Source organism: Cellulosimicrobium sp. SH8, assembly GCF_025818875.1.
GTDB classification, from domain to species: Bacteria; Actinomycetota; Actinomycetes; order Actinomycetales; family Cellulomonadaceae; genus Cellulosimicrobium; species Cellulosimicrobium cellulans_D.
Genome location: NZ_JAMXMH010000007.1, coordinates 147784 through 161671 on the forward strand (window position 1 = coordinate 147784; position 13888 = coordinate 161671).

16 protein-coding genes are annotated in these 13888 nt (G+C 74.5%); 9 read left to right on the plus strand and 7 right to left on the minus strand.

Translation table 11 applies throughout. From position 1 onward, the window contains the following. Positions 1-57: 57 nt before the first annotated feature. Both NF338_RS11520 and NF338_RS11525 read left to right on the plus strand, forming a co-directional pair. A complete protein-coding gene (locus NF338_RS11520) occupies positions 58-1074 on the plus strand; it encodes a metalloregulator ArsR/SmtB family transcription factor (RefSeq protein ID WP_264030899.1) in 1017 nt (338 codons plus the stop codon). Between the two features lie 22 nt (positions 1075-1096). Next, positions 1097-1534: an arsenate reductase ArsC gene (locus tag NF338_RS11525; protein ID WP_264030900.1), complete on the plus strand. Its 438-nt coding sequence runs from the start codon at positions 1097-1099 to the stop codon at positions 1532-1534. A gap of 50 nt (positions 1535-1584) precedes the next feature. Here the strand turns inward: NF338_RS11525 and NF338_RS11530 are convergent, their stop codons facing one another. Continuing rightward, positions 1585-3003 carry an FAD-dependent oxidoreductase gene (locus NF338_RS11530; RefSeq protein WP_264030901.1) on the minus strand — a complete coding sequence of 473 codons (1419 nt, stop codon included), beginning with the start codon at positions 3001-3003 and terminating at the stop codon, positions 1585-1587. Positions 3004-3086: 83 nt separating this feature from the next. Between NF338_RS11530 and NF338_RS11535 the strand changes: the two genes are divergently transcribed. Further along, a complete protein-coding gene (locus tag NF338_RS11535; RefSeq protein WP_264030902.1) occupies positions 3087-3449 on the plus strand; it encodes an ArsR/SmtB family transcription factor in 363 nt (120 codons plus the stop codon). A gap of 116 nt (positions 3450-3565) precedes the next feature. Continuing rightward, the gene (locus NF338_RS11540) at positions 3566-4432 is read left to right on the plus strand and encodes a CPBP family intramembrane glutamic endopeptidase (RefSeq protein WP_264030903.1); all 867 of its coding nucleotides are present in this window, start codon (positions 3566-3568) and stop codon (positions 4430-4432) included. Between the two features lie 12 nt (positions 4433-4444). Here NF338_RS11540 and NF338_RS11545 read toward each other — a convergent pair whose 3' ends face one another. Further along, positions 4445-4735, minus strand: coding sequence for a hypothetical protein (locus NF338_RS11545; protein WP_264030904.1), 291 nt, complete (start codon positions 4733-4735; stop codon positions 4445-4447). Between the two features lie 220 nt (positions 4736-4955). Between NF338_RS11545 and NF338_RS11550 the strand changes: the two genes are divergently transcribed. Beyond that, entirely contained in the window at positions 4956-5909 is a 954-nt protein-coding gene (locus tag NF338_RS11550) for a 5'-3' exonuclease (protein WP_264031005.1), read from the plus strand. 37 nt (positions 5910-5946) lie between these two features. Here NF338_RS11550 and NF338_RS11555 read toward each other — a convergent pair whose 3' ends face one another. Then, positions 5947-7008 carry an iron-siderophore ABC transporter substrate-binding protein gene (locus NF338_RS11555; protein WP_264030905.1) on the minus strand — a complete coding sequence of 354 codons (1062 nt, stop codon included), beginning with the start codon at positions 7006-7008 and terminating at the stop codon, positions 5947-5949. Between the two features lie 184 nt (positions 7009-7192). On the opposite strand from NF338_RS11555, the gene NF338_RS11560 reads away from it, so the two are divergent. Further along, a complete protein-coding gene (locus NF338_RS11560) occupies positions 7193-7990 on the plus strand; it encodes an alpha/beta hydrolase (protein WP_264030906.1) in 798 nt (265 codons plus the stop codon). Positions 7991-8105: 115 nt separating this feature from the next. Continuing rightward, entirely contained in the window at positions 8106-9494 is a 1389-nt protein-coding gene (locus tag NF338_RS11565) for an FAD-binding oxidoreductase (RefSeq protein ID WP_264030907.1), read from the plus strand. Between the two features lie 49 nt (positions 9495-9543). Here NF338_RS11565 and NF338_RS11570 read toward each other — a convergent pair whose 3' ends face one another. The 3 genes from NF338_RS11570 to NF338_RS11580 all read right to left on the minus strand — a co-directional run bounded on the left by NF338_RS11570 (position 9544) and on the right by NF338_RS11580 (position 11365). Then, the gene (locus tag NF338_RS11570; protein ID WP_264030908.1) at positions 9544-10119 is read right to left on the minus strand and encodes a DUF4240 domain-containing protein; all 576 of its coding nucleotides are present in this window, start codon (positions 10117-10119) and stop codon (positions 9544-9546) included. Positions 10120-10186: 67 nt separating this feature from the next. Next, positions 10187-10627, minus strand: a complete 441-nt coding sequence (locus NF338_RS11575) for a protein-tyrosine phosphatase family protein (RefSeq protein ID WP_264030909.1) — start codon at positions 10625-10627, stop codon at positions 10187-10189. 24 nt (positions 10628-10651) lie between these two features. Further along, positions 10652-11365 carry a DedA family protein gene (locus tag NF338_RS11580; protein ID WP_264030910.1) on the minus strand — a complete coding sequence of 238 codons (714 nt, stop codon included), beginning with the start codon at positions 11363-11365 and terminating at the stop codon, positions 10652-10654. A 131-nt stretch (positions 11366-11496) separates the two neighbouring features. On the opposite strand from NF338_RS11580, the gene NF338_RS11585 reads away from it, so the two are divergent. Together NF338_RS11585 and NF338_RS11590 are read left to right on the plus strand one after the other, a co-directional pair. After that, complete coding sequence (locus NF338_RS11585) at positions 11497-12660, plus strand: sensor histidine kinase (RefSeq protein ID WP_264030911.1); 1164 nt, start codon at positions 11497-11499, stop codon at positions 12658-12660. Continuing rightward, complete coding sequence (locus NF338_RS11590; RefSeq protein WP_264030912.1) at positions 12660-13298, plus strand: response regulator transcription factor; 639 nt, start codon at positions 12660-12662, stop codon at positions 13296-13298. The genes NF338_RS11585 and NF338_RS11590 overlap by 1 nt, the downstream gene beginning before the upstream one ends. A gap of 71 nt (positions 13299-13369) precedes the next feature. Here NF338_RS11590 and NF338_RS11595 read toward each other — a convergent pair whose 3' ends face one another. After that, a complete protein-coding gene (locus tag NF338_RS11595) occupies positions 13370-13831 on the minus strand; it encodes an Lrp/AsnC family transcriptional regulator (protein WP_264030913.1) in 462 nt (153 codons plus the stop codon). Between the last annotated feature and the right edge of the window lie 57 nt (positions 13832-13888).

Genomic DNA, 13888 nt, shown 5'->3' on the forward strand with positions numbered 1-13888 from the left:
CCCGTATCAATATAGACGCATGTCAAGACAAGGCGATCGTGCTCGCGAGGTGAGGTCATGACCACCGCTCCCCTGCCGCTGCCCGTCACGGACGCCGACTGCACGCCGCAGGTCGAGGCGCACGCGATCGGGACCGAGGTCGCGGGCGCCGTCGCCACGACGCTCAAGGCCCTCGCCGAGCCGCTGCGGCTGCGCATGCTCTCCTTCATCGCGACCTCCGCCGCCGGCGAGGCGTGCGTGTGCGACCTCGCCGCCCTCACGGACGTCTCGCAGCCGACCGTGTCGCACCACCTGAAGGTGTTGCGCGACGTCGGCGTGCTGACGTCCGAGCGACGCGGCACCTGGGTCTGGTACCGCATCACCGGCGGCTACAAGGCTGCGGTGACGACACTGCTGGACTCCTTCGCCCCGGCGGCGCTCGGCGGCAGGCACGGCGCGACGGTCCTCGCCGGTCTCGACGACGTCGACGCCGCCCTCGACCACCTGGCCGAGGACCTGGCCGAGACCTTCGCCGACGTCCGGTTCGACGTCGTGCAGCGCGTGGTCCGCGAGTCGTACACCGACCTGGCCCGGTCGGCGAAGGTCTCGGCCCACCTGGTGCCGCTCACGGGAAGGTTCGCCCGCCAGCGCCTGGCCGACCTGACCCGCGCCGACGACGCGCGACCCCAGGTGCTGTTCGTCTGCGTCGCCAACGCCGGACGGTCCCAGCTCGCCGCCGCCCTGCTGCACCACTACGCCGGCGACCGGGTCGTCGTCCGCTCCGCCGGATCCACCCCTGCGGCCGACATCCACGACGGCGTGCGGGGCGCGCTGACCGAGCTCGGCATCACCGCCGACGAGGCCTTCCCCAAGCCGTTGACCGACGACGCCGTCCGCGCCGCGGACGTCGTCGTCACGATGGGCTGCGGCGACGTGTGCCCCGTGCTGCCCGGCACGCGGTACGAGGACTGGCTCGTGGGCGACCCTGCCCTGGCCTCCCCGGCCGGGGTCGCCGCCATCCGCGACGACCTCGACGAGCGGGTACGGGGCCTCCTGGCCGACCTGCTGCCCGACCTGACCCTGACCATCGCCTGACCCCACCGCCCTGGAGACCACCGTGACCGAGAACGCCACCACGAAGCCGTCCGCCCTGTTCGTCTGCGTCCACAACGCCGGCCGGTCGCAGATGGCCGCCGGCTACCTGCGCGCCCTGTCCGGCGGGGCCGTCGAGGTCCGCTCCGCCGGCTCGGCCCCGGCGGACCAGATCAACCCCGTCGCCGTCGAGGCCATGCTCGAGGAGGGCATCGACCTCCGCGCCGAGCAGCCCAAGGTCCTCACGACCGAGGCGGTCCAGGCGTCCGACGTCGTCATCACCATGGGCTGCGGCGACGCCTGCCCGATCTTCCCCGGCAAGCGGTACGAGGACTGGGCTCTGGAGGACCCGGCCGGACAGGGCATCGACGCCGTGCGCCCCATCCGCGACGAGATCCGCGCCCGCGTGCTCACCCTCCTGGACGAGCTCGACGTCGCCCCGGTCGCCATCCCGCGCGGCTGAGGGACCGGCCGCGCGGCGGTCCCACCCGGGACCGACGCGCGGCCGGGCGCTCAGGCGTGGTCCGCGTCGCCCGAGCGGCCGTGCAGGACGCTGGTCGCGAACCCGACCCCGGGCGGCGCCCCGACCCCGAGAGTGACCAGCTGCGGCTCGGCCGGGGCGGTGCCGCAGCACGACCCGGCCGCGCTCGCGCCGTCGGCCTCCAGGGCCAGGTCGGTCGAGCAGACCCCGGTCGCGGGCAGGTTCAGCTCGACCGCGTCCGCCGCGGCCCTGTCCCCGGCCAGTGCCGCGGCGATCGAACGGACCTGCTCGTAGCCCGTGGCGAGCAGGAAGGTCGGCGCGCGCCCGTAGGACTTCATGCCGGCGAGGTAGAACCCGTCGTCCGGGTGGGCGAGCACCTGCTCCCCGTGCGGGGGCACGGTGCCGCAGGAGTGCTGGTTCGGGTCGATGAGCGGGGCCAGAGCCCTGGGCGCCTCCACGACCGGGTCCAGGTCGAGGCGCACCTCGCGCAGCATGTCCAGGTCCGGCCGGAAGCCCGTCGCGTCGACGATCTGGTGCACCTCGAGGTGGAGGGCACCGTCCCGCGCGGTCCCCAGCACCTGGACGGTCCCGGCGCCGGGCACGAGCCGTTCGATCGAGACGCGCGTGAGCAGCGTCAGGCGCCCCGCCTCCACGGCGGCCCGCAGGCGCGTGCCCAGCAGCCCGCGTGCCGGGAGCTCGTCGTCGGAGCCGCCTCCGAACAGGCGTCGCGCGGACCCGCCGCGGATCGCCCAGGTGACCGTGGTGCCCGGCTCGGACTCGGAGAGCTCGACGAGGCTTAGGAGCGTGTTCGCCGCGGAGTGACCCATCCCGACGACGAGCGTGTCGCGACCGGCGAACCGGTCGCGCTGGGCGCCGAGCACGTCGGGCAGCGGACCGGTCACGAACGCCGCCGACTCCGCCTCGCCCACGGCGGGCAGGCCCGAGGCCCCCAGCGGGTTCGAGGTCGAGAACGTGCCCGACGCGTCGACCACGGCGCGGGCCAGCACGTCGCGCACCGCGCCGTCGGCGCCGACCGTCCGCACGCGGTAGGCGCGGCGCTCCCGTCCGAGCGAGCGTGTCTTGTCCGCCCCGTCGCGGGCCACCGCCAGCACCCGCGTCCCGGTGCGCAGGCGCGCCGAGATCTCCGGCGTGGCGGCCAGCGGCGCCAGGTACCGCTGGACGAGCTCTGCGCCCGTCGGCAGGGCGTCGGGCTCCGGCTCGACCCAACCCGTCGGTACGAGGAGCCGGCGAGCCGCCGGGTCGACGTCGTACCGCCACGGGGAGAACAGCCGCACGTGGCCCCACGACGCCACGGCCGCTCCAGGCCCGTCGCCCGCCTCGAGCACCACGGGCTCGAGCCCCCGCTCCAGCAGGTGCGCTGCCGCCGCCAGACCCACCGGACCCGCCCCGATCACCACGACCGGGAGCTCGTCCCGCACCACCTCGACCATCACCGCTCCTCGCATTGAAGGTTGTCGATATGAGCATCGTGGGGGACGTATCGAAGGTTGTCAATCTGTGCGACGATGGTGGCATGACGACGACCGAACCGACCCTCGCGCCGGTCGGCGACGGCGCAGGCTGCTGCGGACCCGTCACGCAGGCCGTCGATCCCGAGACCGCGCGCGAGCTCGCCCGCACCTTCAAGGCCCTCGCGGACCCCACCCGGGTCCAGCTCCTCGCGATCGTCGCCGCGCAGGACGGGAGCGAGGCGTGCGTGTGCGACCTCACCGAGCCGGTCGGCCTCTCCCAGCCGACGGTGAGCCACCACCTGAAGATCCTGGTCGACGCCGGTCTGCTCACCCGCGAGCAGCGCGGCCGCTGGGCGTACTACTCGCTCGTCCCGGGCGCGCTCCCCCGGCTCGCATCCGCGCTCACCACCACCACCGGCGGCTGACGGGCGGTTCGCCGCGCGCACCGCGCGGCCGCTCCCTACGCTCGGCGTGTCGGTCGCGCTCGTTCGCACCGATCGGCCGGCACCGACGGCTGTGCGGCGACGGACGAGGGGAACCCATGACCGAGGTGACGGGATCGATCGAGCAGGCCACCCCGCGGTCGGGCTGGCAGCGCTTCTGGGACCGCGGCGGCTGGTGGCGCGCGTTCCTCTTCGCCGTCCTCTACATCGCGGTGTACCTCGGGCTCGGACAGCTCGTGGGACTCACCGGGCTGGGCCCGGACAGCGGCGAGGAGCTCCTCGACTCCTCCGGCTCCGTGTTCTTCGGGCTGCTGCTGCCGATCCTCGTCATGAGCCTGCTGCTCGTCGCCTTCCTGTCCACGATGCGCTGGCGGCGCGAGGTGTTCGGTCCGCAACCGATCGCAGGGCGCCCGTGGATGTGGGTCGCGGTCGTCCTCGTGCTCGTGCCGGTCGTGCTGCACCTCGTCGCGACCGACTGGTCGTCGTACGACGTCACGGTGATCCTCACCGTCTTCGCGCTCGGCCTGTGCATCGGCTTCGCCGAGGAGGTCCTGACGCGCGGCGTCGCCGTCACGATGCTCCGCCGGGCGGGCTACGGCGAGAAGGTCGTGATGGTGCTGTCGTCGCTCCTCTTCGCGCTCCTGCACGCGTCGAACCTGGTCTCGGGGCAGGACCTCCTGACCGTGGCCACGACGGTGGTCTACGCGTTCGGGTTCGGCACCATGATGTACCTCTCGATGCGCGTCACCGGCAGCATCGTGCCCGCGATCCTCCTGCACGCCGCGACCGACCCGACGACGATCCTCGCGACCGGAGGCGTCGACACGCACGGGACGAACGCCGGGTCCGACGCGCTCAACGCGTTCGCGGGGACCTTCAACGTCATCTTCATCGCCGTCGCGATCCTGGCGGTCTTCCTCGTCTCGGGCCGCGCCGGGAAGACGGCGGCACCGGCGCAGGGCTGAGGCTCCGGGCGCCTAACGACGCCCGCGCAGGGCGATCACGGGGCCCGAGAACAGCGCGATGCCGAGCATGAACCCGACGTCGTACCAGTTCCCGTTGTTGTCGACCTCGTAGATGCTCACGGTGTCGGTGAAGAGCGACACGATGAACGTGATCGGCAGGATCATCCCCTGCCACAGTCCCCACCAGAACCCGTAGCCGCCGGGGTTCGCGGCGACGTTCGGCCCGGCCGCACAGGCACCCAGGAGCAGGATCACCGCGATGGCGAGGGCCGCACCGGCTCCTCGTCGCGTCGTCGTGGACATGACGCTCACCTCCGTGTAGCAGTCGACGGCACCAGTGAACCGCGTGCGTCGCCCGGCGGCGCGCGCAGGACCGTGGCACCACCGCGGGCCGGGTGTCGGGGCCGTACGGCAGGATGGCGGCATGACGCAGAGCACGGACGACGGTGCCCCCTCGGATGCCCCCTCGAGCGGCCCGGCGGGCGACCCGGCAGGCAGCGGCCCGACGGCGGGCGGCGAGCTCATGCTCCTCGACACCGCGAGCCTGTACTTCCGCGCGTTCTTCGGGGTGCCCGACTCGATCAAGGCCCCCGACGGCACGCCGGTCAACGCGGTGCGCGGCCTGCTCGACATGATCGCGACGCTCGTCGCCGACCGCCGACCGTCGCGCCTCGTCGCGTGCTGGGACGTCGACTGGCGCCCGGCGTTCCGGGTCGAGGCCATCCCGTCGTACAAGGCGCACCGGGTCGCGGAGAAGGTCCCGGGGACCACGGGAGTCGAGGAGGTCCCGGAGAAGCTCGTCGCGCAGGTCCCGGTGATCGTCGACGTGCTCGCGGCCCTGGGGATCGCGCGCGTCGGCGCGGCGGGCTACGAGGCCGACGACGTCATCGGCACGCTCACGGCCCGCGAGGTCGCGCGGCGCGCGGCCGAGGGCGTGGCGCCGGACGCGTCGGGCCGGGCCGCCGTCGAGGTCGTCACCGGCGACCGCGACCTGTTCCAGCTCGCCGACGACGCCGCGGGCGTCCGCATCCTCTACCCGACCAAGGGCGTGCGGAACCTCGACGTCGTCGACCAGGCGCGCCTCGCCGAGCGGTACGGGATCACGACCGGCGCGGCGTACGCGGACATGGCGGTGCTGCGCGGCGACCCGAGCGACGGCCTGCCCGGCGTCCCCGGCATCGGGGAGAAGACGGCGGTCGCGCTGCTCGCGAGGTTCGGCGACCTCGCGGGCGTGCTCGCCGCGCGCGAGGCGGGCGACCCCGGTCTGACGGCGACGCAGCGCCGCCGGCTCACCGAGGCGGCCGCCTACCTGGAGGTCGCCCCGCTCGTGGTGCGCGTCGCCCCGGACGCGCCCGTCGGGGAGGTCCACGACGCGCTCCCGACCGCCCCCGCGGACCCCGACGCGCTCGCGGGGCTCACCGAGCGGTGGGGCCTCGGGACGTCGGTCCGGCGCCTGCTGGACGTCCTGGGCGGCTGAGTCCGCGGCCGCGTCGCGCAGGACGCGGCCGCGTCGCTCACTTCGACGCGGCGGCCGCCTCGGCGAGCTGCGGGACGTACTGGTCGAGCATCCACGGGATGGAGAGCACGGTCGGGGCGCTGCTCGCCATCACGAACGACTCGCCGACGATCGGGGCGAACCGGCCCTGCTGCACCGACTCCATCGCACCGACGGACGGCAGCGCGGTGAACGCGTCGACCTCGTCCTGGCTGCCGAAGTACATGACGAGCACGTCGGTGTCGATCTCGCCGAGGCGCTCCTCGCTGAGCCGGTAGAAGTACGTGCCGTCGTCGGGCGACGCGTCGAGCTCGGCGACGCTCGGGCTGAGCGTCATGCCCATGTCCTCGAGCAGGTCGACGCGCGGGTCGTCCGCCCGGAAGATGTTGAGCGTCCCGGGGGTGTTCGCCGCGGCGTAGACGAAGGTCGTGCCCGCGAGCTCGGGGTGGTCAGCGGCGAGCGACGAGACGTAGTCGTCGGTCTCCGTCTGGAGCGCCGCCGCCTCGTCGCTCTTGCCGAGGGCAGTCCCGACGATCTCGAGCTGGTCCTGCCACGGCAGCGCCCACGGCTGGTCCGGGTACGCGACGACGGGCGCGACCTCGGACAGCCGGTCGAACTCCTCCTGCGTGATGCCGGAGTAGGGCGCGAGGATGACGTCGGGCTGCGCGGCGGCGATCTCCTCGAACGGGACCTCGCCCGTGTCCGAGCCGGACAGCAGGGTCGGGGTCTCGCCACCGAGCTCCTCGATCGCGTCCTCGTCCCACGGCAGGATCCCCGCCTCGCCACCGCCGTAATCGTTGCGCGGCATCGCGACGGGCACGACCCCGAGCGCGAGGACGGCGTCCTGCGTCGACCAGCCCCAGGTCACGACCCGCTCAGGCTGCTCGGGGATGACGGCGTCGCCCAGGGCGCTCTCGATCGTCACCGGGAAGGCGCCGCCTGCGGCCGGGGCCGTGGACGCGTCGTCGACGGCCCCGCCGTCGTCGGACCCCGCGGAGCAGCCGGCGAGCACGAGCGCGCCGAGCGCGAGGGTGGCGACCGCGGCCGTGCGGTGCGAGGCGGAGGACGTCGAGCGACGCATGGACTCTCCCAGGGGAACGGTGGCGCCGCCAGGGCTGGCGGCAGAGCAAGGTAAGGCTAGCCTCATTTCTCCAGGCCGAGCGAGCTGCGGCCCGTGGGATGGCTCACAGCGTGCAGACTGAGGACGCCGCCGGGCGCCCCGTGGCGGCATCCGACACCCCGAGACCCCCGCCGGGAGGCGACCCGTGGCACTCGTCCGCTGCTCCTTCTACTCCGACGTGCTCGAGGTGAGCACGACGATGACCGTCGTGCTCCCGCAGGCCACGACGACCCAGATCGGCATGGCCGGGTCCGCGAGCGCCCGCGCCGAGGGCGCGCCGGTGCTGTACCTGCTGCACGGCATGAGCGACGACGAGACGATCTGGACGCGTCGGACGTCGATCGAGCGGTACGTCGCCGACCGGGGGCTCGCCGTCGTCATGCCGCGCGTGGAGCGCAGCTTCTACGCCGACGAGGTGCACGGGCACCGGTACTGGACGTTCCTGTCGGAGGAGCTGCCGAGCCTGGTCGACCAGTTCTTCCGGGTGTCGTCGCGTCGAGAGGACTCGTTCGTCGCGGGCCTGTCGATGGGCGGCTACGGGGCGTTCCGGTGGGCGCTGCGGCACCCCGAGCGGTTCGCGGCGGCGGCGAGCCTGTCCGGCGTGCTCGACCTCGCCGACGAGTCGTATCGCGAGCGCCGGCTGCCGGACATCGAGCGCGTGTTCGGCGACCGCGAGATCGCCGGGTCGGACGACGACCTGCTCGCGCTGGTGCGCCGGGCCGCCGCCGAGGGGCGCACCGCGGACCTCCCCGACCTCTTCCTCGCGTGCGGGACCGAGGACTTCCTCGTCGACGGCAACCGGGCGTTCGAGCAGGCAGCGCGGGAGTCCGGCGTGCGGCTGCGGTCGGAGCTCTCGCCCGGGACGCACGAGTGGGGCTTCTGGGACCGCACGATCCAGGACGTCCTCGACTGGCTGCCGCTGCCGGGGACGCCACGAACCTGAACCGCAGCCCTCCCTACCCCTCGGAGCACGTGTCACACACCGTGCCCGCGCGTCGTCGTGTGGGTGACCGCACCTAGCGTCGAGACGCGCACACCGCGACGAAGGGGACCACACCATGACCACCTCTGCCACCACGCTCCCGCCCACCGACGTCGCGGCCCTGCGCGACCGTGTCGCCGGACGCGTCCTCGCCCGCGACGACCTGCCCGACGGCGGACCGACGGCCGCGGATGCGGTGGCCGCCCACAGCACGCTCGTCGTGCACGACCCCGACCTCGCGGTGCTCGCCGCGACGGAGGCCGACGTCGTCGAGGCGGTCCGGTTCGCGGCCCACCACGGGCTGCGCGTGCGGGCCCACGCGACGGGCCACGGCGCGGCCGCCCCGGTCACGGACGGGCTCGTGCTCGGCACGGGCGACCTCGCGGGCGTCGAGGTCGACCCCGTGACGGGTATCGCCCGCATCTCGGCAGGGACGCGCTGGAAGGCCGTCGTGGAGGCGGCGGCGGAGCACGGCCTCGCCCCGGTCACCGGGTCCTCGACGGGAGTCGGCGTCGTCGGGTACACGCTCGGTGGCGGGTTCGGCCCGCTGACGCGCAGCCACGGGCTCACGACGGACTGGGTCCGCGGGTTCCGGGTGGTGCTGGCCGACGGCTCGGTCGTCGAGGCGAGCGCGGACTCCGAGCCGGACCTGTTCTGGGCGCTGCGCGGCGGCAAGGGCGGCCTCGGCGTGGTGACCCGCGTCGACGTGGAGCTCGCGCCGCTGCGCACCCTGTACGCCGGGTCGCTCACGTTCGACGCCCCGCACATCGAGGACGTGCTGCGCGGGTGGATCGCCTGGACCGCGACCGCGCCCGACGACGTCACGACGTCGGCCGTCGTGCTCGCCCTCCCGGACCTGCCGTTCATCCCCGAGCACCTGCGCGGTCGCACGGTGCTCGCGCTGCGTTTCGCCTACCCGGGCGACGCCACCGAGGGCGAGCGGCTGGCCGCGCCGTTGCGGGCGCTCGCCCCGGTCATGGCCGACGCGCTCGGGGAGATCCCGACGACCGCCGTCGCGACGATCCACAACGACCCCGAGGACGCCGGGCCGTCGTGGGTCTACGGCGAGGGCCTGCGGGCGGTGGACGGGGACTTCCTCGACCAGTTCCTCGCGGAGCTCGGGCCGGGCAGCGGGTCCCCGTTCGTCGCGGCGGAGCTGCGCCACGTCGGCGCGGCGGGCGCCCGTGACGTCGACGGCGGGTCCGCCGCGGGCGGGCGCACGGCCGGATTCCTGTTCAGCCTGGTCGGCGTGAACCCGCCGCGGGTGCCGGACATGATCGACGCCGCGGCGTCGTTCGCGCAGTGGTCGCAGCCGTGGGCCGCGACGGAGACGAACATCAACTTCCTTCCCGGGCCGTGGACGGACGAGACGCTCGCGCGGGCCTGGTCGCCCGAGACAGCGGCGCGGCTCGCGTCGGTCCGGTCGGCCTACGACCCGACGGGCCTCTTCGCCTGGCGGGTCTGACCTCGTCGCCTCCCCCGGCGCCCGGGGGAGGCGCCCCGGCCCGTGCCGGTCACACCGCGAAGAGCGCGGTGAGCCGCGGAAGACGGCGCGCGTTCTCCTCGTCGTCGTCGAAGTCCCACTGCTCGCCGGCGGGCTCGGCGAGGGCGTGGCCCGACGACGTCCGCTCCCGGGCCGCGTAGTACGCCTCGTCGTCCTCGCCGGTTGCGCGGGACCACGCGTCCCCCACGAGCGAGTCCAGCGACTCGAACCCCAACCAGGGCGACCCGCCGTCGGCCATCGCGGCGACGACGGGATGGTCGGCGAGGGAGTCCGGGGCGGTGACCGCACGCTCGAACGTCGCACGACCCGCGAGGACGAGCCCGTCGCGGAAGTCCATGAAGCCGTCGTCGCTGCACCCGCCCTCGACGAGGTACGCCGCTCCCCACACCGGCCACGCGTAGGCGTCGCGCGCCACGGCACCGGCGACGTCGGCGAACGCGAGGATCTCGTCCGGGCTCAGCCGCTCGACGAGCAGGTCGGTCAGGACGCCGGGCAGCGGGTCGTCCTCGGCGCCGCGGTCGTCCGCGCCCGCGCCCGCCCGGTCCCGCGCGGCGTCGACGATCTCCCAGAAGGTCTCTCGATCCATGCCTCGGACGGTACGACCAGGCACCCACGGACGATCTCCCCGGCACGCCCGTGTTCCGGAGCCGGCTCTACGGGACCATGCCGGCCCCGGTGCGGCGGACCCAGCGGCGCTGCCACGGCGTCTCGACGGCGCGAGGCCGGTAGTGCGCGCGGACCCAGGCGACGGCGTCGTCGGGACGGACGCCGCCCCAGACGGCGAGGAGCGCGAGCGCCGTGCCGGTCCGGCCGGTCCCGCCCCCGCAGGCGACCTCCACACGCTCGTCCGCCGCCCGCTCGTAGGCCTCGCGGAGCGTCTCGACGGCGTCCGGAGTGGACCGCGGCAGCGCGAAGTCCGGCCACCGGACCCAGCACGACTCCCAGGCCTGCGACGGCGGCCGCCTTCCGGTGAGGTAGACGCCGAGCTCCGGCACGTCGCCCGGCCCGGGCGGCCCGGAACGCAGACCGCGACCCCGCACCCGGCGCCCGTCCGGCAGCTCGACGACGCCGTCGCCCCGTTCCCACGAACCCATGCGCCTCCTCGCCGACGAGGGTGCTCACCGACGCGCGTGCCGCCTCGGCGCGGAGCCACCCGGCCGCGGCACCGCGTCGGCACGCGCGCGGCGGAGCAGCAGGTGGACGACGTACACCACGGCGAGCACGGCGACGACGGCGAGGACCCCCTTCTGGTACGTCCCGATCGCGGCCTCGATCTCGGGCCACCGCTCACCGAGACCGTAGCCGAGCAGGACGAGAGCGGTGTTCCAGACGCCGCTGCCGACCGCGGTCAGGGCGAGGAACGTCCCCCACGGCATGCGCTCGACGCCGGCCGGGATCGAGATGAGGCTGCGCACGATCGGGACGACGCGCCCGACGAGGACCGCGGTCTTCCCGTACCGGGCGAACCACGCCTCCGCGGTGTCGACGTCCTCGACCCGGACGAGCGGCAGGCGTGCCGCGACCGCGCGGAGCCTCTCGACGCCGAGGGCGGCGCCGAGCCAGTAGAGCAGGAGCGCTCCGACGACGGAGCCCGCCGTGGTCCACACGATCGCCTCGAGCAGACCGAGGCGCCCCTGGGCGGCCGTGAACCCGGCGAGCGGCAGGATCACCTCGCTCGGGATCGGCGGGAAGAGGTTCTCCAGGGCCACCGCCAGGCCCGCGCCCGGAGCGCCGAGAGACTCCATCAGGCTCACGGCCCAGTCCGTGAGGCGGGTGATCGGTCCGGCGTCGGAGGACGCCGCAACCAGGGCGGAGGCCGTCGAGTCAGTCATGGCGTCGACGCTAGGAGTGTCTCGGGCACCACCGCCGCGCGGTGTCGCGCACGAGCCGCTGCGGCAGCCCGCGGTCCAGGATGCGGTTTTCCGCAGTCCGCCCGCAGCGACTCCTGGCTAGGGTGAGGCGCGTGCCTCTCCGACCGCCGTCCGTGGTCCGCGCGTCGTACGGTGTCGCGCTCGGGGCGTGCCTCGTCCCGATGGACGCGCTGACGCTGCTCGCAGCGGCGGCGGTCGCCCCGTTCGCACGCACCTCGTCGCGCGTCGGCGCGTGGCGCGACCGCGTCGTCCGGGCGACCGTACGCGTGCACGTACGCCGGCTGGGGCGCTGGCTCGCCTGGCGCACCGAGGCGACGGACGACGCCGGCCGGCCCGTGCGCTACCTCGCCGCGCGTCTCCCGGTGGGCGTGCTCAGCGCCGGGATCGTGGTCCTGCTCGCCTACGGGGCGTTCGCCGCGACGCTCATGATCGCGTCGTGGGCGTTCGACCTGCACGTGCCCTCGCTGGCGAACGACGACCAGTACCCCGTCCACGGGCTCACCATCCTGTCCGCGGCGGTCCCGGGCGCGGTCCTGCTGTACCTCGCGCTCATGGGGCTCGTCGGGTCCGCGGCGCTCGAGCGGGCGGCGGCGAGCCGGCTGCTCGGCGCGGAGGACCGGACTCAGCTCCTCGCGCAGATCGAGACGCTCACGGCCTCCCGCTCGGACATCGTCGCGGCCGTCGAGGCGGAACGCAGGCGGGTCGAGCGCGATCTGCACGACGGCGTCCAGCAGCAGGTCGTCGCGCTCGGCATGCTGCTCGACCGCGGACGGCGTACCCCGGATCCCGTGGTCCGCGACCGGCTCCTCGCCGAGGCCTCCGACGAGGCGTCCCGTGTGCTCACGGGCATCCGCGACGTCGCGTGGCGGGTGCACCCCGCCGCGCTGGACACCCGCGGGCTGCGCCCGGTCCTGGCCCGTCTGGCGGCGCGCGCCATGCCCCCCGCGCGGCTCGACTACCGGCTCGACGGTCGCCTGCGCCCAGAGATCGAGGCGTGCGTGTACTACGTCGTCTCCGAGGCCCTGATGAACGTCACCAAGCATGCCGACGCGACGCGGGCCGCGGTCGCGGTCACCGCGGGCGACGGCGTCGTCACGGCACGCGTCACCGACGACGGGCGGGGCGGTGCGACCGCCCGAGGAGGCCGGGGGCTCGCGGGCCTCGCGGCCCGGACGGCGGCGCTCGGGGGTTCGTTCGACGTGGACAGCCCGCGTGATGGCCCCACCACCGTGACGGCGGTGCTGCCGTGCGTGTGATGATCGCCGAGGACTCCGCGCTCCTGCGCGAGGGGCTGCGGGCCCTCCTCGAGGACGAGGGCATCACGGTCGTTGCCGCGGTCGGCGACGCCGACGAGCTCCTCGCGCTGCTCGGACGCCGACCGGCACCCGACGTCGTCCTGCTCGACGTGCGCATGCCCCCGACGCACACGGACGAGGGCATCCGCGCGGCGATCGAGATCCGTGGCCGGTTCCCCGGGGTCGGGGTGCTCGTGCTCTCGCAGTACGTCGAGGCCGAGCCGACGCGAGACCTCGTGACCGGAGACGGCGCCGGCGTCGGCTACCTGCTCAAGGACCGGGTGATGCGGGTCTCGGAGCTCCTCGACGCGCTGCGGCGCGTCGACGCGGGCGACTTCGTCGTGGACCCGGAGGTGGTCCGCCAGCTCTTCGCCGACACCCGTCGCGCCGATCCCCTGTCGCGACTGACCCCGCGCGAGCACGACGTCCTGCGACTCATGGCCGAGGGCCGGACCAACGCAGGCATCGCGTCAGCGCTGCACCTGTCGCTGTCCGCGGTGGAGAAGCACGGCAACGCGATCTTCACGAAGCTCGGGCTCGACGCCGCCGGCGGGTACAGCCGCCGCGTGCTCGCGGTGCTGCACTACCTCCAGGGCTGACCGTCGGGCGACGGCCTGAGCGATCGTCGGCCGCCGCGGCCCGGCCGGGGAGTGCGGGGCGCCGTGCGGCGTCAGGGGCGCGCGTGCTCGAAGATCACGGTCGTGCTGGTCCCCGCGACCTCGGGCCGCACGCTGAGCGTCTTGGAGACCAGGTCGCGCAGGGCGTCGGAGTCGGCGACGGCGACGTGCAGGAGGAAGTCGCGGTCGCCGGTGACGAAGAAGACGCCCTCGACGTCCGGCAGCGTGAGCAGGTAGTCGCGGAACGCCTCGAGGCCCTTGCGCGCTCCCGCCTGGAGCCGGATCGCGATGAGCGCCTCGAGCCCGCGGCCGAGCGCGGCCGGGTCGACGTCCGCCCGGAAGCCGCGGATCACGCCCCGGTCCACGAGGGCGCGCACGCGCGCGTGGCACGTCGACGCGGCGATGCCGACGCGGGCCGCGACCGCCGCGTTCGTCGCCCGCGCGTCGGTCGCGAGGACGTCGAGGATGCGGCGGTCGACGTCGTCCAGGACGACGGGTCGAAGATCCTTCGGCACGGGGAGCCTCCTCTGACGGTTCCTTGAAGGTCACCGCGGTCGCTGCCCGACTCTGTG